A 16,655-nucleotide genomic window follows, 5' to 3' on the forward strand; every position below is an offset into this window, starting at 1 on the left:
GGTGCACAGCAACTCCTTGTGGGGATGGGTTCAGCAAACGTTGCTGCCCGATGTCGGGGCTCGGTCTCGTACCAGGTCGAGAATGATCGCGGCGAGGTCAGCGGGCCTGGTCATGGGGACGTTGTGGTTCGAGCTGACGTCGGCCAGCCGGCGGCCGGGGGCGGCATCGACGATGGCACGCACCTCATCGCGCCGCGAGGCGTAAAAGCCGTCGTCGGCCAGCACGATCGTCATCGGGCAGGTGAGGCGGTCGTACACGTCAATGCTGGGGAAGACCTCTGCACCGGGTTCCACGGCGCTGACAGTCACGATCTCCTCGATGGCCGGCTGCCGTACCCACGAGTGGTCCCGGCGAAGGAAGGAGCGCCGCGTGACCTCTTCCACGAGCGCGGGCCGTGCTCCGGCATTGAGCCAGTCCTCTCCGGATTCCCGCACGCACTGTTCGACGTGGGCCTGCATCTGCTCGTCGGTGGCGCTCCAGCCGTAGCGGAACATCGTCCGTAGGCGGTCCGACGCCTCGGTGGCCCGCAGGGCAGCATGATCGGCGAGTGACGTGTCTCGGTCATCGAGCACCACGCCGTCGACGACGCAGAGGGCGGCCGGTTCCACCGAACCCGCCGCGGCAACGGCCGTCACCGCGTAGCCCCCGGTGGAATGGCCCACCAGCACGGGGCGGTTCCAGGACAGCGCCGTGGCGACGTCACCGATGTCCCGCCAGTACTGCTCGGGATCGGTGGAGTCGAGCCGGGTCTGCCCATGGCCACGCAGATCCAGGGCGATCGGATGGCAGTCGCTCACCAGATAGGACGCCACATCCGCCCAAGCCGCGGCGTTGTGCCCGCTGCCATGGACAAGCAGCACACCCTCACCGTGACCGCCGAAGTCAACGCCCGATAGAACCCCGTCGGCGACGGGGAGTTCGATCTCTGTCCCGATCACCACCGCACCCTGCCTGCGAGAAGGCAACAGGTGCAACTGCTTTTCCCCACCGCCACCCTCACCATCAGCATCCCGTGCTGATCAACCTTCGATCGCACAGGACAGGTGCCGCGTCGCACCGGACGAGGTATTCGAACTAGAATCGAACGTCGTGAACGATCGGTACGCCGCGGCCGGCCCCTGGGCCCGGGCAACCCTCCCCGACGGGCAGCAGCTCGACGTGGTCGTCACCGGTCGCACCCGCACCCGGGACGGGCGCTGGTGGTACGAGCTCGAAGCCGTCCTCGTCGCGCGCACCCGGCTGCCCGACGGCCGGACCGTCGCCGAACCGACCCCGGTGGCCTTCAGCATGCCTGCGGACCGCGTCGTCCCCATCCCGGGCGAGAGCTACGACGCGGTGCCCACCAACGGGGCGGTCGCCGGCCGCCAGTTCCTGGTGGAGAACCTCTGGCGCACCATCGACGGCCCCAGCCGCCGCCTCCACCGCCGCGACTGCTGGCAACCCAGCGCCGCCCACCGCCGCATCACCACGGCCGAAGCGGTCGCACTCCTCCACAACCCGGATGTGGCCCCCTGCGACATCTGCCACCCGGAACGCGCCCTCCGCCGCCACTGACCGCCATGAGCGGACGCGGCGGCCGGGGCCGGGGTACGAAGGACCACTGCCCACCCGGCGTCACGAGGGGTGGCGACGGCCGGGACGCGACCGGTGGCCACGGCCGACGCGCGAGGGGTGGCCACGGCCCGGCGTACGGTGGGCGGTCACCGTGCGGCCCCAACGACCGGACCGACCACGGCCCATCGCCCCGCACGGCTTCCCGCGGCCGGTAGGCTGTACCCCGCTCCGCCGCAGGTGGACGGAGCGAGGGAGGGTTGCCCGAGCGGCCTAAGGGAACGGTCTTGAAAACCGTCGTGGCAGCGATGTCACCGTGGGTTCAAATCCCACACCCTCCGCACGTGAACGGCCCCTGACCAGCGAGATCGGTTAGGGGCCGTTGGCACATCAATTTGCTGCGCCCGCCCGACGTTCCCCGTTGTTCTCCAGTCGATCGGGCACGAGAGGGGCACGGGGTGGATTGGGGAGCGTTGGCAACGATCGCAGTCGGCGTGGTGGGACTGATCGGTCTTCTAGTGCAGCGCCGGTTACAACCGGGCGCATGGCCGGGACAGGGCCAAAGCCGACCTGGAACTGCTAGCCCTACTGCCGGAGGACAGCCCAGTACGGGCGGACCTGCGTAATCACATCGATGAGACCATTCGCCACATCATCGAGGTTGAGGACACCGAACGGCGTGATCCTTTCGGCATCGTTCTGGGGATCGTTCTCCTGATCGTTGGGGGCTCACTGTTCTGGGCCTTCGTCGTGTACGACGGATGGTGGATTGCGCTGGCCGGCGGCTTCTTCGGCTTCTTCGGGCTGGTTGGCCTCGCTGCGGATGGGCCGCGTAGGCGGAGGGACGCTCGCGGGAACGCGATGTGAGTCAGACGCGATTCAGGAGGCCGACATGCCGGCCTGGCCCCGAGGTTCGCCAGGGCCCCGTCACTTGGCTGTCAGGGTCAGAGCTGCGGCGGCGGCACGCGATGGGTGGTGGCGGCCTCGACGAGCTTGCGCAGTGCCGGGCTCTCAAGGTCGTCCCGCGCGCGGATCTTCGCATGGCGCATGGATTTTCCGGTCCCTTCGAGGATTCCTTCGGGATCGGGCAACTCGGCACCGTAGTAGAACCCCAGCGCTACGTGCTGGGTGTAGGGGGTGATCCAGCAAAATTGCTCGGTGTTCTTCTTCGGCCCGGTGCCGTAGCCGGCGGTCCGCTGTTTCGGCCAGACCACCTCCACCGTCTGCGGCAGCACGTCATGGATCAGGGTGCGGCAGGCGTTGGCCAGATCGCGCATGCCTGGCGGTATGCCGTCCGTCATCGCTGTGAAGATGCTGTCGTCCTGCGTCACTATGCCTGTTGACATTCCTGCCTCCCGGTCGGGTGGGAACGCCGCCGTCGAAAAGCGGCGATGGAAATGGTTCCTCGTTTGCTCTCCGCGGTGGCCTGCGATCCGGCGTGTGCGCCGGGAGCCTGGTGGCCCCGGCCGGACGGCGGGGGCCACCTGACGGGAACATCAGCCGTTCACGGCATCCTCGAAACTGCTGGACCAAGGACCCACCTCAGGACTGGTGATGGACAGGTTGTCGAGCTTGATGTCCTTGCCGGAATCCTCGTCATCCAGGGAAACGCTGGCCGTCGTCGCTTCCAGGATGTCCGACTCCTTTGCGTCGGCCGCCAGGGTCATCACGCCGGCATAAGCACTCTGTCCGGGAGACAGCGTGATCCGGCCGGCGCCGTCATCGGTCTTCGGGTCGTAGGCAGCCGGTTCTCCCGTCTCCAGAACGAAGACGATGCGGGGGTGAGCCTTGGGGATCCGGCAGGCGGACGGGCCGTCGTTCTTGGCTTCGAGAACAACATGATTGAGCGGTCGCTCGACCGGCTCGATCGTGTAACTCAGCTGAGTCGTCTTGCACTTCGGGACACTCGCGTCCGAGGTGCCGCCACCCGATCCGCCCGTCGAGGCGCCACCGCCCGACCCGGGGTCCTTTTCACCCTCGGCGATGCCCTGGCCCTTGCCCTCGCCGTTCCCCTTGGCGGAGTCCGGGGCGTTGTCGTTGCAGGCGGTCAGGGCCACTGCCATGGCCACGGAGGACAGGAGGACGCCCATGGTGCGTATGTTCACTGGTTCTCTTTCATTAATCGGTCATCACACGGTCCGGATCGCCAAGGGGCGGGGCCCCCGGTCCGGTCCGCGCACAGCCGTGTGCGCTGAGCGCCGCGCCGGGAGTGGTGCGTTGCGGTCATCGCTACGGACACGGCAGGGATCCGGCCCGGGGGCTGCCTCGGCGACCCGAGAGATACACGCGCCGGACGCGCAGGGGTTGCCTGGCGGCGAGAAGAAACTTCCGATCAGGTCCACCCGTCCGCATCGCCACGGGCGCGCGTGACCCGAAATCCCGGCGTGTGTCGCGCCGCGTGACGGCGGTGCGGCTGGTGCGCTCTGGTGCCGCGATATCACCTTGCTGCGCCCGCCGGAGGCCCCCCAGTTGTGACCTGTTGCGACTCTCGAGGGAAGAGCCTGAACCGGCCGTGCTTCAAGCTCGTTCACACAGCGAGGAGTTCCTGGGAAATACCCGAAGCCGTTTCCGCGCGGACGAGACCGGTTCTTGCCCGATGGTCAGTGCTGCGTAAACAGGTGGACTTCCAGAGTGGGAGAACAATAGATGTCAGTCGTAGCGGTCCCTGCGGGTGTGTGCGAGTTCACTGCCTCTCCGGCTACAAGGAACTGCGCGGAGATATTCGCACGCAGGAAGCACGTACTCGTCGGCATAAGCCCGTTCAACAGTCGGTTCTCGGACGAGTACGTCGCCCGGCTCATCCGCTGGGCGGCCACCAGCTTCGACAGCTTCGATGTGCTGCTGGCCGGCGAGGAGTCCGCACTGCAGCTGGAAGCCATCGGAACGCCGGAGGGCAAGGCCCGTTACAAAGCCCGGCGGGCGGTGACGCGGAACCGGCGCTCGGTCGAGGACGCCTTCCGTGCGCTGGGCCCGACCCAGGTCGATGCCAGGGTCGTCTCGATATCCGAGTTCGCCGACCACCCCGTCTACCAGAAGTTCAAGTCGGCAGGCGAAGCCGCCTTCCAGGCCGACAGTTCCTTTCGTGCGGCCTGCCTTGAGATGGCCCAGAGGGCCGTCCTCGGGCGCCTGCGCACCGTGCTCGGCATCAATGATCCCGTCACCGTGGAACAAGCCGAGCATGCCGCTGCCTATGTGATGGCCGAACTTCCCTTCTTCCTGGAAACCCCAGCTGTTCTCGGCGTGGAGGAATCCCTGCTCGCCTACCACCAGCCCTGGGAACTCGGCGAGCGGATCTTCGCGGGGCATTTCATGCTCTCGGCCAGCCCCGCGCAGGGGTACCTCACCGTCACGGAATCGATCTGAAGCACTCTTCGCCCGTAACGAAGGTGCCGGGGTTCACGCAGGAGGCGTGGGCCATGAGTGGGCCAGGGGGTTCGGCCGCAGCAGTGAGCCAGGCTCCTCACAGATCAGAGGGGGTGCCCCCCGGCGAGGGGCACCCCTACTGGATTCGGACTGTCTCACCGTTTCCCGCCTGTGGATCGCTCTCGATCAGCGTCTGTCTCCCAGGCGTCTCCCGAGCCGCGGGGTATTGGTCCGGGTCACGCATGCTTTCGGGGTGCCGATTCCTCGTCGGCTCCTTCGTGGTGGCTCCTTCGTGGTCGTGGACTTCTTGTCGTCGGCCATCTCGGGCTGCTCGCCGCGTGCTTGTTGTTGCAGGACGAGGCCGGGCCGAGCCGGCGACGAAGTCGCATTCCGGCGGGACAGCGCCCTCAAGGGGCGTCAGGGGGGCGGAGCCTCATGCGATTTCGCGGCTGGATCGTCTTCGATGCCGGTGCCGTTGCCGGGTGCCATGTCATCAGGTGCCACGTTCGCCGAGGCGGCCCCGCAAGAGCCCACCCCGGAACGCTCCTACCGATCTTGTTCATCCATCGGCCGACTCCTCAACGGCAGGGAGGCAAGGGGGGGCATCGCCCTCCGCGGCCCGGTTCCAGGGCGCTGAAACCATCGTGAAACCGCGCTGAATGCGCCTTGCCGCAACCTCTGCGGCATGACGACAACGACATCGCACTCACTCGCCATCGTGGCCAAGGGGCTGCGTAAGGCCTATGGGGACCGGACGGTCCTCGACGGCATCGATCTGACGGTGCCGGCCGGCACCATCTTCTCCCTGCTCGGCCCGAACGGCGCCGGCAAGACCACCGCCGTCAAGATCCTCTCCACCCTCATCACCGCCGACGCCGGCGACCTGCACGTCGGTGGCCACGACCTGGCCGCCGACCCGCAGGCGGTGCGGGCCGCGATCGGCGTCACCGGGCAGTTCTCCGCCGTCGACGGCCTGATCACCGGCGAGGAGAACATGCTCCTCATGGCGGACCTGCACCACCTCTCCCGCCGCGAGGGCCGCCGCACCGCCGCCGAGCTGCTGGAGCGCTTCGACCTGGTGGAGGCCGCGAAGAAGCCCGCCTCCACCTACTCCGGCGGCATGAAGCGCCGCCTCGACATCGCCATGACGCTGGTCGGCGCCCCGCGGATCGTCTTCCTCGACGAGCCGACCACCGGCCTCGACCCGCGCAGCCGCCACACCATGTGGGGCATCATCCGCGAACTGGTCTCCGGCGGCGTCACCGTCTTCCTCACCACCCAGTATCTGGAGGAGGCCGACGAACTCGCCGACCGTATCGCGGTGCTGAACGACGGCAGGATCGCCGCCGAGGGGAGCGCCGACGAGCTGAAGCGGCTCATCCCCGGCGGGCATGTACGGCTCCGGTTCACCGACCCGGCCGCCTACCGGTCAGCCGCCGTCGCCCTGCGCGAGGTCACCCGGTACGACGAGGCTCTGGCGCTGCAGATCCCCAGCGACGGCAGCCAGCGCGAGCTGCGTTCCATCCTCGACTGGCTGGACTCCGCCGGCATCGAGGCGGATGAGCTGACCGTGCACACCCCCGACCTCGACGACGTGTTCTTCGCCCTGACCGGCGGCACCAACGTCCCCAACCAGCCCAAGGAGGCTGTCCGATGAGCGCTTCAGCGGCTCCCGCCCGCACGACCCGGATCTCCCTCGCCGTACGCGACTCGAACACGATGCTGCGCCGCAACCTCCTGCACGCGCGGCGCTACCCGTCCCTCACCCTGAACCTGCTGCTCACGCCGATCATCCTGCTGCTGCTCTTCGTCTACATCTTCGGCGACGTGATGAGCGCAGGCATCGGTGGCGGCGGCGCCGATCGCTCCGAGTACATCGCCTATATCGTCCCGGGCATCCTGATGATGACCATTGGCGGCACCGTCGTCGGAGCCGCGGTGTCCGTCTCCACCGACATGACCGAGGGCGTCATCGCCCGCTTCCGTACGATGGCGATCCACCGAGGCTCCGTGATCATCGGGCATGTCGTCGGCAGCGTGCTGCAGTCGGTCGCCAGCGTGGTCCTCGTCGGTGCCGTCGCCGTGGCCATCGGCTTCAGGTCCACGGACGCCACGGCCCTGGAGTGGCTGGCGGCGTTCGGGCTGCTCGCGCTGGTCGCCCTGGCGCTCACCTGGATCGCGGTCGGGATGGGAATGGCCAGCCCGAATGCCGAGGCGGCCAGCAACAACGCGATGCCGCTGATCGTCCTCCCGCTCATCTCGAGCGCCTTCGTCCCGGTCGACGCGATGCCGGGCTGGTTCCGGCCGATCGCCGAGTACCAGCCGTTCACGCCGGCCATCGAGACCCTGCGAGGCCTGCTGCTCGGCACAGAGATCGGCAACAACTGGTGGATCGCGATCGTCTGGTGCGCCGGCCTGGCCGCGCTCGGCTACCGCTGGTCGACGGCATTGTTCAACCGCGACCCGCGATGAGCGCGCGGGCTGCCTCCCGCAGCTCGTCCCGCTCCAGGGCGGCGTACTCCGACACCGCGTCGGCGTACGCCGCCCCGTCGGCGTCCTTCGCAGCCTGCCGGGCGCGGGCCGCCGACATCGTCGGCTGGAATTCGCGCAGTACCCGCAGCCGTTCGGCCAGCGCGATCATCCGTACGGCACAGCCGTCGCCGGACGCGAGCCCCGCCATGCCGAGGGCGTGCAGCACCGTCCCGAACACAGGGAGCTGCATCGGCGAGCCGGACGGTCCGGAGAGCAGGGTCCATAGCTGCTGCCACAGCCGATCGACGGGCTCCGCGACGAGCTCGAGACGGTCGGCGTGCGCGTGCGCCGTCACCGCCGCCGACTGGATCTGAAGCGCCCACGGGTCGAGCCAGGGGTCGCTGTGCATCGAGCCGGCCGCGGGCAACCGCTCCACGGCGCTGCGCCACAGGCCGAGCCCGACCTCCGTCAGTCCGCGGGCGAGCGCGATCTCGGCGCGCCCGCCGAGATCGGTGCTGTAGAAGGCGTCCTGCTGCGGGGTGTTGTCGCTCTCCGCCTGCCGCAGCCAGAAGTCGGCCTCGTCGGGGTCGCCGCGCTGCAGGCAGGCGAGGACGAGGGCCGGGCGGATGCCGATGTAGTCGTATCCGTCGCCGAGCCGCGGCAGCACATCGAGCGCCGCTTTGAGGTGCTCGTACGCCGTCTCGCCCCGCCCCGTCCGCAAGCACAGTTCGCCCAGCCGGGAATGCCCCATGAGCTGCACGGTCGGGGTGTCGACCGCAGCCAGTGCGGCGATCATCCGGCGGGCCGAGTCGAGTGCACGGTCGATGTCGTGCTCGTACTCCCAGAGGTAGGTGGCGACGCACTCGGCGATCCCGGCGACCAGCGGGTGCTCGCTGTCGCAGAGCCTGCGCAGCACTTCGTAGTCGGGAGGCCGCATCTCGGGGACCGCGCTCAGCACCACTCCGGTGGCGCGCAGCAGCGTGTCCGGTGGGGCCGGGGGCAGCCGGCGGAGGGTGACGAGCTGGCGTACGGCGCGCGGGCCGTAGCCCATGAACAGGCTTGCCGTGCCCACCACCGCGGCCGCGCGGGCGACTTCGACGTATTCGGGCTCGGGGCGGTAGTGCGACAGCGGCGGGCCGGTCTCTGCTGCGAGGGCGGCAAGGCGGGGAAAGTTGGAGTCGGTGGACCACAGAGTCGCGAGGACGGCGGTGAGGGCGGCGATGGTGGGGCCGTCCGTACGCGCCAGGGCGTGCCGCAGGGCCGGCACGAGGTTGTCCTGCTCGGCCTTGATCCGCCCCCAGGCGGCCAGTGGTTCCGAGCCGAAGAGCGCGTCGTGGTACGCGACCCCGAAGTCCCGCGCCCAGGCGAGGAACCGCCCGACGGCCTCCTCGTCCTCGCCCGCCTCCGCACGCCGGGCCGCGCTGAACTCCCGTACGGTCTCCAGCATCCGGAACCGTACGCCTACCGGGGTGTCGGCGACGGTGAGCAGCGACTGATCGGCCAACTGCTCCAGCAGAGACAGCGCATCCTCGCCGAGGACCTGCTCCGCCGCCTCGCCGGAGAAGCCGCCGGGGAAGACGGACAGCGTGCGCAGCGCCGCCCCGGCGTCCTCGGCGAGCAGGTTCCAGCTCCAGTCCACGACCGCGTGCAGAGTGCGGTGGCGCTCCGGCACGTCCCGCGCCCCGCCGCGCAGGAGCGCGAACCGGTCGCCGAGGCGGCGGGCGATCTCCGGAACCGAGAGGACCCGCACCCGCGCCGCGGCCAACTCCACGGCGAGCGGCAGCCCGTCGAGGTGGCGGCACAGCTCGGCCACCGCGTCCGGCGGCAGCTGCACACCGGGCCGGGCGGCCCGGGCCCGCTGTGCGAACAGCTCGATGGAGATGTCGAGACCGAGCTCCGGCAGCGCGTACACCGCCTCCGATGTCAGGCCGAGAGGGGCCCGGCTGGTGGCGAGCACCCGCAGGTCCTTCGAGGACGAGACCAGGGCCTGTACGAGATCGGCTGCGCCCCGGACGACCTGCTCGCAGTTGTCGAGGACCAGCAGCGCGGGCCCGGAGCCGAGCACGCCGAGGATGCCGGACACCGGGTCGGCCGGGGCGTGGCCGCTTTCCCCCGGACCTCGTCCGGCGGGACTCTCCCCCAGACTTCGTCCGGGGGGACCCTCCCCCAGACTTCGTCCGGGGGGACCCCCAGCGCCGTGCCGCCCCTCGCCCGCGCCGAGCGCGGAGGCCACCTCCGCGGCCACGTCCTCGTCCGCGGTGACGCCGGCGAGTGGCACGAAATGCACCACGCGCTGTTCGGCCCGGCGGCTGACGGCGTGCGCGAGCCGGGTCTTGCCGAGGCCGCCGGGGCCGACGACGGTGACGGCGCGGGAGGGGCGCAGCAGCCGCTCCACCGCCGCGATGTCCTCGTCCCGGCCGAGGAGCGGGTTCGGCTCGTGCGGTACGCCGTGCCTGACCGCAGGTGCCTCGCCGCGCAGCAGCTCCTGCTGTACGGCCTTGAGCCCGGCGCCCGGATCCGTGCCCAGCCCGTCACGCAGCTCACGGCGGTACGCCTCGTACCGCGTCAGCGCCGCGGACGGTCCCACCGTCGAGGCCTCGACGCGCAGCAGTTCGGCGAGCACCTCCTCGTCGCGCGGATGCTCCGCGGCGGCCACGGCCAGCGGCCCGGCCGCCTCCGCATGCCGCCCCAGCCGGGCGAGCGCGAGCGCCTGCGCGCGTACGAGCGTGCCGCGGACGGGGGCGCGCTCGGTGCGCAACGCGGCTACGGGGTCGTCGGTGTCGCCGACCCCGTCAGGGGTGCCCTCCCACAGCGCGAGCCCGGCCTCGGCCGCGGCCAGCGAACCCGCGTGGTCCCCGGCCCTGGCCCGGTACGCGCTCGCGGCGGCATGCAGCAGCAGGGCGGAGCTGTCGACCTGATCCTCGGCGAGGGCGAGCCGGTATCCGGTCGGCGTGCTTGCGAGGACGTCGGCGCCCAGCTGCGCCCGCGCCCTGGACACGAGGACCTGTACCGCCTTTCCCGGCCGCTCCGGCAACTCCACCGGCCACAACCCCGCCACGAGCCGCTCGGTGCTGCAGCCCGTGCGCAAGTCGCCCGCGAGCAGCGCAAGGAGACCGCGGAGCCGGGGCGCGGTGACCTCCTGTCCGCGATAGGCGACACGCGGCAGCAGGGTCAGGTCGGTGGTCACCCGTGCAGATTAGCCAAGGCGCCGGACGCCGGAACTCCCCGCCGCGGGCCGAACTCACGGGGCGCGGGCGGCCCTTGCCCAGCGCGCGCCCGTTGCCGCGGCGGCTGCCGCAGCCGCGGCGACCGTTCCTGCTCCCGCACCGACCGTTCCTGCTCCCGCGCCGACACCGGTCCCGCCGAGTACGTGGCCTTGTCCAACCCCCCCGGCCGGGCCGTCGGCGACCGCTTCTGACGGCGTGTCGCCGACAGGCGCCGGCGGGTGATGTCGTTGGCCTCCAGCCACGCGGCGATCTGTTCGTCGTCGTGAGCCGGCCCGGTGAGCCCGTACGGGCCTCGTACGGGGCCGAGGGCTGCGATGCCCCGCTCGAACGGCGCGGGGCCGCCCCTGGTCGACGGCTCGGCAGTTGCTTCCTGTTCCGGGGGCAGCGGTCGGATGCCGGGCTGCACACCGAACTCACTCCGAAATCAGTCAGTCAGCTGCATGTGAGAGAGTCGCCCTTGACCGGCCAGTACTCGCCCAGTGGGCCAGTGCTCGGCGGTGCCTCGTTCACGAGCGGCCGTTCATCGCGCACTGCAGCGAACAGCTCTTCCGCTTTCTTGTCGTCCCACTTCAGCGTGGAGCCGATTCCTCTGATGTTCTGGTCGAAACCGCTGATCGGTACGGTTGCCAGTTCCACGGATGCCGGACTCAGGTCGCGCAGCGTAACGACGAGGTCGAACAGCTCCGTGGCGCTGAAACCTCGGTTGATCGGCTCGGGGCCGACGAATGTCGAACTGAGCTTGCGCAACAGGTCCGGATTGTTCAGCATATCGTCCTTGGACAGTTTGCTCAGGAACGACATGAGAAAGCGTTGCTGCCGCTGGATCCGTCCCAAGTCGGCCCGGCCGTCGACCTTTCGGGAACGCACGTACTGCAAGGAGGGGCCACCGGCGACGTGGTGAGTTCCGGGGGAGAGATCCAGACCGGTGCTGCGGTCCTGCAGCGGTACGTCGGTGCAGACCTCCACACCACCCACCGTGTTGACGGCGTCCATGAAACGCCGAAAATCGACTTGCAAAAGCTTGTCAATTTTCAGCCCCGTCATTGCCTCGACAGTCTGCAGGGTGAGGTCCGCCCCGCCTTCCGCCCAGGCACCATTGATCTTCGCCATGTGGGACGGATGCTCCGCGTCGGTGCGCCGATCGCGATGAGCGGGCAGCTCGACCAGCGAATCTCTGGGCATACTGACGACGTCGGCGCTCTTCCGGTCGCCGGAGAGATGCACCAGCATCATCGTGTCGGTGCAGTCGCAGGCCACGCCGCCCAGGCGGAACGCCTCCTTTTCCTCCGGCGTGACGGTTCCCCAGTCCCGGCTGTCGGTGCCGACCAGCAGGATGTTCATCGCTCCATCGGAGTCCTGCCAGGGCAGCACACGGTTGAGCCAGCCATCTGGGGCAGTCGCATGGCCGATCTGGCTCATACCTGCTCCGAGCAGAACGAGGGCACCCATGGGGGCGAGCATCCTGAATCGTTCATAGGGGCGGCGGGGCGCTCTTGCGCCCCGATCGGCATCGGACTTCTGCACTGGCACGGAGCTTGCTCCTGTTCGGCCGATGGACAAGGTGCCAAGAAGATAAGCGGAGTGTTTGTGCCCACCCTTAAACCGGTCCCCGGCGCGCAATCGAATACGTCATTTGCTCTAGCTGATCGCTGTGAGTTCTCGAAGTGCCCCGGTGAGGATGTCCTGGCTCCTGGCAGCATCGGCCAGGTCCAGATCGGGGTCGTGTGAACAGCGCGATCACCTTCGGCGTACCGCCGTAGCGCCGCGGCCGTAGCGTGCCCCGGTAGCCCGAGGACATGAAGCGAGAGCACCCCGATACGAAGGGGGTGATGGGGCCCGGCACGCCTTTCCCGTAATTCCTCGACATTCTCAGCGGATACGGGTGTGCTTGATGGCGGATTCCACTTGGGAGCGCGATGCGGTGGCCGGCCGGATACGTTTCCCCGATCTGCTCACCGTGGGCGGCAAGCCGTATCACGAGACGCACGTCGCGCCGCTGCCGCGGATGAGGGCGAGACCAGCGGTATTGACCCGGAGATCGAACAGGCGGCGGTCGCCGGACCTGAGTGGTCGCCTCCGCGGGCACGGCGGCACCGGCCGATGTCACAGTTCTGCCGGGCTGTTCCGTCCAAGAGGTATAACCAGCAACAGCGACACAGGAGCACACGATGAACGCTCGCTTGAACCTCTTCGGCAACCAGGTCGCAGCCAAGTTCACCAGGCACATCGTCTCGGCGAGCCAGGCTCTCGCGGACTCCACGCTGCCGGCCTCGATCCAGGAACTGGTGAAGCTCCGCGCGAGTCAGATCAATGGCTGCAGTTTCTGCGTCGACATGCACACCAAGGACGCCGCGCACGCCGGGGAGACCATGACGCGCCTCAGCCTGGTCGCGGCCTGGCGGGAGGCCACGGTGTTCACCGATGCCGAGCGCGCCGCCCTGGAGCTGGCGGAGCAGGGCACTCGCATCGCCGACGGGGCCGGCGGGGTCACGGACGAGGTCTGGGCGAATGCCGCCAAGCACTATGACGAGGACCAGCTCGCGGTCTTGGTGTGCGCCATCGCCCTCATCAACGCATTCAACCGCGGGAACGTCATGGTCCAGCAGCCCGCCGGTGACTACCAGCCCGGCCAGTTCGGATAACGAGGAGTGGCCGGCCGGGCCGCCGGTGCCCTTCGGCCCCAGCAACAGAACACGCCCCCGGGCACTGCTCGCCGGAGCCCGGGGCGTGTTCCTCCGGACCGCCGGGCGCTCGGCCTTGCGCATCGGCACCGCGCCGCAGCAGGCCTGCCCCATCGGAGCACCTAGAAGCTGAAGGTCATGAACGCCCCATACCCGCCCTCGGCCGCCGCGGTGAAGAACGCGATGAGTTCCTCGTAGGTGTGCTCGAGCCAGTCCAGCTCGCCCTCGGGGTCGAACCCCCAGGTGTTGGGGTACACCTCGTTCTTCGTCATCCGCTCCGGGTCGTAGTGGGCCGCCATCCGCTCCCACGGGGTCGCCCGAAGTTGCCGTGCCACGCTCTCGATCTGCTCCGCGGACCACCCGAACAGGGTGCCGTCCTCCAAGATCACGGACCCGTCCATCAGGAAGTCGAGGTCCACGTCCGCCGCGTCGAGCAGGAACTGGAGGCCGGCCCACGCTCTGTCCGGGTCGCCGTGGGGACGACCCCGCGTCGAGGTGTCGTCGTCGTACAGCTCGTCGAGGTATTCATGGGCCCGACTCGGGTCCTTCTCCGCCCTGTCCAGCTCCTCCGTCGTCGCGCCGATGAACGAAAGGCTCACGCCCATGAACTGCAATCCCCCTTGGTGTACCGCTTGTTCGACCCGTTGGTCGAGCAACTCGGGGAGTGTTCCACGGGGCTCTGACAGACGGGCCGCGTGGGCCGCAACCCTCATGATCGAGTGATGGGATGCCCAGGGCGGCAAGCGGCATTGGCCGGACGGGACGACGACTTCCGTGAATCCGCTGCCAGTTCCGGAACGGACCCTGCCTCTGCTTCATGGACGTGCGAGGCCCGAGACCTCACGCCCTGACCGCTGCCGCGACAGCTCAGGCGGGGTGGGCACGGCGGTGGTGAAGCCCCACGGTGCCGTGCGCCAGGGACGTCGTCTCCGCCAGGTTCCACCTCGATCCGGGCAGGCCCTCGTGGGGCGACACCGCCGTGGGTTCACATCCTTCGCCCCCGGTCGTCCGCGTGCGGGAGCCGACCGGGTGTTGCGCTGTACGTCTCATCACGAACCGTCCCCAAGAAGGGGGTAGTTGGCTGCACCGCTCCGTCCGTGCAGGCGATCTCGTAGTACTTCAGGTTCGCGTCCTCCGCGACCGACCGCATCCCGACGGCGGTCATGACGCGCTGCGATGCCACGTTGCCCCGGTCGGTGTCGCCTCGTACGCGGGTGATGCCGTGCGTGCGAACCGACGTCAGGAGTGCACGGAGCGCCTCGGAGGCGTACCCCTTGCCCTGTGCGGCCGGGATCAGGCCGTAGCCGATCGTGACGCTGCCGCTGTGGTCCGCAGGGCCGTGAAAGCCCAGACCTCCGATGGCCCGCCCGTCGTCGCGGCGCCGGATTTCGTAGGCGCCGAACGGCTGCGGCTTTCCGGTGCGTGCGCAGACATCCAGAAATCGTGCGGCTCCGGCCACGTCCCCTTCGGCCGGGTATCCGGCAGCCCATCGGTCAGTGCTGCCCGGCTCGCCCGCGATCACGCGTTCTGCCTCGCCGGGGCTCATCGCGTGCAGCACAAGCCGCGCGGTCACGACATCCTCCATGGAGGTGGACTATCACCGGGGACGGTGGATCGGCATGCTCTTTTCACCGCCTGGCGGGGCGCGAACGACAGGCCCGCGCGTGCCCCGGCGATGCCCGGTCCCCTGGTGGCGAAGGAGGGCGCGGATGTGCCCCTTACCTTTCGGGGCGGTTCATGCGCTCCGTCGAGTCCGTGTAAACTGCAGCAGTTCGTGTCGGATCAGGAGCTGGAGAAACAGGGAGGTGAGGTTGATGACCGCATACAAGGCCACCATGCGCAGTGCCCGGGTCTTCCTCGCGCCCCGGGCCGTGGCCTGACCCCATCCTGTCCGCCCTCGCTGGGAGCGTGAGCTCGCGGGGCGTCCACACGAACATCACTCCGAAACGGATCTTCCATCCATCATGCGCAACATCTGGATCACCCGCGCTGAGACCAGCGCCGACACCTCCGTCATCCGCGAGATCACCCTCGCCGCCTTCCCCTCCGCGGAGGAGGCCGACCTCGTCGACGCCCTGCGCGCCGACCGCGCCGCCTGGATCGACGGGCTGTCCGTCGTCGCCGCGGACGAGGACGGCGACCTCGTCGGTCACGCACTGCTGACCCGCTGCCACATCGGCGACACCCCGGCCCTGTGCCTGGCCCCGTGCGCCGTCCGGCCGGGGCAGCAGAAGAGCGGCGCCGGCTCCGCGGCCGTTCGCGCGGCCCTGGCCGCGGCCAAGGACATGGGCGAGTACTACGTCGTCGTCCTGGGACACCCGGAGTACTACCCCCGGTTCGGGTTCGCCCGGGCGTCCGCCCACGGCATCGGTCTGACCATCGACGTCCCGGACGAGGCCCTGATGGCCCTCACCCTTGATGCCGATCACCCGCTGCCCAGCGGAACCGTGCGGTACGCCGCACCGTTCGGCATCTGATGCACTGATGCACTGATGCACTGATGCACTGATGCACTGATGCACTGATGCACTGATGCACTGCTGCACTGCTGCGCGGGGGCGTGCCACACGCCCCCGCGCAGCCTCCCCTTCGACCCGCGTGCAACGCCGATCGCGGTCGTTGCGAACGATGCGTTTCGAGGGCTCATGGCAAGGTCATCGGGCACCACGCCACCGTCCACGAACACGCCGTACCGGCCTGGTTCTTCAGCTCCGGGCGTCCGACGGCACAGGACGGCACAGGCCGTACGAGCGGGGGGCGGCGTGGGATGCTCCGGAGATGTTTCCGCAGACCGACCGACTCTCCTTGCGCCGCTTCCGGCCGGAGGACGCGCCCGCGCTCGCCGCGTACCGCTCCGTCCCGGAGGTCGCCCGCTACCAGAGCTGGATCTCACCGGTTCCGGTCGAGGCCGCGGACGCGCTCGTCCGGTCGTACGCCGCCGGTGACCCGAGCGCGCCGGGGTGGTTCCAGTACGCGGTGGAGCTGAAGGACGACGGCGCACTCGTCGGGGATGTGGGCGTGGGCCTGCACGAGAACCGGATGCAGGCCGAGATCGGCTTCACCCTCGCACCGAACCGGCAGGGACACGGATATGCGGGCGAGGCGATCGGCGCGGTGCTGCGGGACCTGTTCGAGCGGCGCAACCTCCACCGCGTGTCCGCCGAGTGCGACGCCCGCAATCTGCCCTCCGCGCGGCTGCTGGAGCGTGTGGGCTTCCAACGCGAGGGTCTGCGGCCCGAGTTCACCTGGCTCAAGGGCGAGTGGACCGACGACCTGCTGTTCGGGCTGCTGGCCGAACGGTGGCGAACGCTCACCGCATAGAACCTCGCCGCGGTGTGCGTCGTCGTCGGACACGCGCCG

General features: G+C 69.3%; 14 protein-coding genes and 1 tRNA gene. 8 read left to right on the forward strand and 7 right to left on the reverse strand.

Translation table 11 applies throughout. The annotated features are described in order from the left end of the window. Window positions 1-30: 30 nt before the first annotated feature. A complete protein-coding gene (locus ACGFNH_RS24550; RefSeq protein ID WP_393657100.1) occupies window positions 31-939 on the reverse strand; it encodes an alpha/beta fold hydrolase in 909 nt (302 codons plus the stop codon). Window positions 940-1,090: 151 nt separating this feature from the next. On the opposite strand from ACGFNH_RS24550, the gene ACGFNH_RS24555 reads away from it, so the two are divergent. Together ACGFNH_RS24555 and ACGFNH_RS24560 are read left to right on the forward strand one after the other, a co-directional pair. After that, a complete protein-coding gene (locus tag ACGFNH_RS24555) occupies window positions 1,091-1,555 on the forward strand; it encodes a DUF6233 domain-containing protein (RefSeq protein ID WP_393657102.1) in 465 nt (154 codons plus the stop codon). A 251-nt stretch (window positions 1,556-1,806) separates the two neighbouring features. Beyond that, window positions 1,807-1,893 (forward strand) — tRNA-Ser (locus ACGFNH_RS24560). A 603-nt stretch (window positions 1,894-2,496) separates the two neighbouring features. Here the strand turns inward: ACGFNH_RS24560 and ACGFNH_RS24565 are convergent. Both ACGFNH_RS24565 and ACGFNH_RS24570 read right to left on the reverse strand, forming a co-directional pair. After that, complete coding sequence (locus ACGFNH_RS24565) at window positions 2,497-2,883, reverse strand: DUF1801 domain-containing protein (protein ID WP_393657104.1); 387 nt, start codon at window positions 2,881-2,883, stop codon at window positions 2,497-2,499. 165 nt (window positions 2,884-3,048) lie between these two features. Continuing rightward, window positions 3,049-3,642 (reverse strand): DUF4232 domain-containing protein, encoded by a 594-nt coding sequence (locus tag ACGFNH_RS24570; protein ID WP_393657106.1) that lies wholly within the window; start codon window positions 3,640-3,642, stop codon window positions 3,049-3,051. Window positions 3,643-4,198: 556 nt separating this feature from the next. On the opposite strand from ACGFNH_RS24570, the gene ACGFNH_RS24575 reads away from it, so the two are divergent. The 3 genes from ACGFNH_RS24575 to ACGFNH_RS24585 all read left to right on the forward strand — a co-directional run bounded on the left by ACGFNH_RS24575 (window position 4,199) and on the right by ACGFNH_RS24585 (window position 7,387). Beyond that, the gene (locus tag ACGFNH_RS24575) at window positions 4,199-4,915 is read left to right on the forward strand and encodes a tRNA-dependent cyclodipeptide synthase (protein WP_393657107.1); all 717 of its coding nucleotides are present in this window, start codon (window positions 4,199-4,201) and stop codon (window positions 4,913-4,915) included. A gap of 685 nt (window positions 4,916-5,600) precedes the next feature. Next, a complete protein-coding gene (locus ACGFNH_RS24580) occupies window positions 5,601-6,572 on the forward strand; it encodes an ATP-binding cassette domain-containing protein (RefSeq protein WP_393657109.1) in 972 nt (323 codons plus the stop codon). Beyond that, window positions 6,569-7,387 (forward strand): ABC transporter permease, encoded by an 819-nt coding sequence (locus ACGFNH_RS24585; protein ID WP_393657111.1) that lies wholly within the window; start codon window positions 6,569-6,571, stop codon window positions 7,385-7,387. The genes ACGFNH_RS24580 and ACGFNH_RS24585 overlap by 4 nt, the downstream gene beginning before the upstream one ends. Here ACGFNH_RS24585 and ACGFNH_RS24590 read toward each other — a convergent pair. Together ACGFNH_RS24590 and ACGFNH_RS24595 are read right to left on the reverse strand one after the other, a co-directional pair. After that, complete coding sequence (locus ACGFNH_RS24590; RefSeq protein ID WP_393657113.1) at window positions 7,368-10,574, reverse strand: ATP-binding protein; 3,207 nt, start codon at window positions 10,572-10,574, stop codon at window positions 7,368-7,370. The genes ACGFNH_RS24585 and ACGFNH_RS24590 overlap by 20 nt on opposite strands. Before the next feature lie 472 nt (window positions 10,575-11,046). Continuing rightward, window positions 11,047-12,033, reverse strand: coding sequence for an LCP family protein (locus tag ACGFNH_RS24595; protein ID WP_393657115.1), 987 nt, complete (start codon window positions 12,031-12,033; stop codon window positions 11,047-11,049). Between the two features lie 749 nt (window positions 12,034-12,782). Here ACGFNH_RS24595 and ACGFNH_RS24600 point away from each other — a divergent pair. Then, the gene (locus tag ACGFNH_RS24600; RefSeq protein WP_393657117.1) at window positions 12,783-13,256 is read left to right on the forward strand and encodes a carboxymuconolactone decarboxylase family protein; all 474 of its coding nucleotides are present in this window, start codon (window positions 12,783-12,785) and stop codon (window positions 13,254-13,256) included. Window positions 13,257-13,417: 161 nt separating this feature from the next. On the opposite strand, the gene ACGFNH_RS24605 is transcribed toward ACGFNH_RS24600, so the two are convergent. After that, window positions 13,418-13,900: a YfbM family protein gene (locus ACGFNH_RS24605; protein WP_393657119.1), complete on the reverse strand. Its 483-nt coding sequence runs from the start codon at window positions 13,898-13,900 to the stop codon at window positions 13,418-13,420. Window positions 13,901-14,280: 380 nt separating this feature from the next. Continuing rightward, window positions 14,281-14,868: a GNAT family N-acetyltransferase gene (locus ACGFNH_RS24610; RefSeq protein WP_393657121.1), complete on the reverse strand. Its 588-nt coding sequence runs from the start codon at window positions 14,866-14,868 to the stop codon at window positions 14,281-14,283. A 391-nt stretch (window positions 14,869-15,259) separates the two neighbouring features. Between ACGFNH_RS24610 and ACGFNH_RS24615 the strand changes: the two genes are divergently transcribed. After that, the gene (locus ACGFNH_RS24615) at window positions 15,260-15,772 is read left to right on the forward strand and encodes a GNAT family N-acetyltransferase (RefSeq protein ID WP_393657123.1); all 513 of its coding nucleotides are present in this window, start codon (window positions 15,260-15,262) and stop codon (window positions 15,770-15,772) included. A gap of 301 nt (window positions 15,773-16,073) precedes the next feature. Further along, window positions 16,074-16,616, forward strand: a complete 543-nt coding sequence (locus ACGFNH_RS24620; protein WP_393657125.1) for a GNAT family N-acetyltransferase — start codon at window positions 16,074-16,076, stop codon at window positions 16,614-16,616. The last annotated feature ends 39 nt before the right edge of the window (window positions 16,617-16,655 follow it).

The sequence above is a fragment of the Streptomyces sp. NPDC048639 genome, from assembly GCF_043199075.1.
GTDB lineage: Bacteria > Actinomycetota > Actinomycetes > Streptomycetales > Streptomycetaceae > Streptomyces.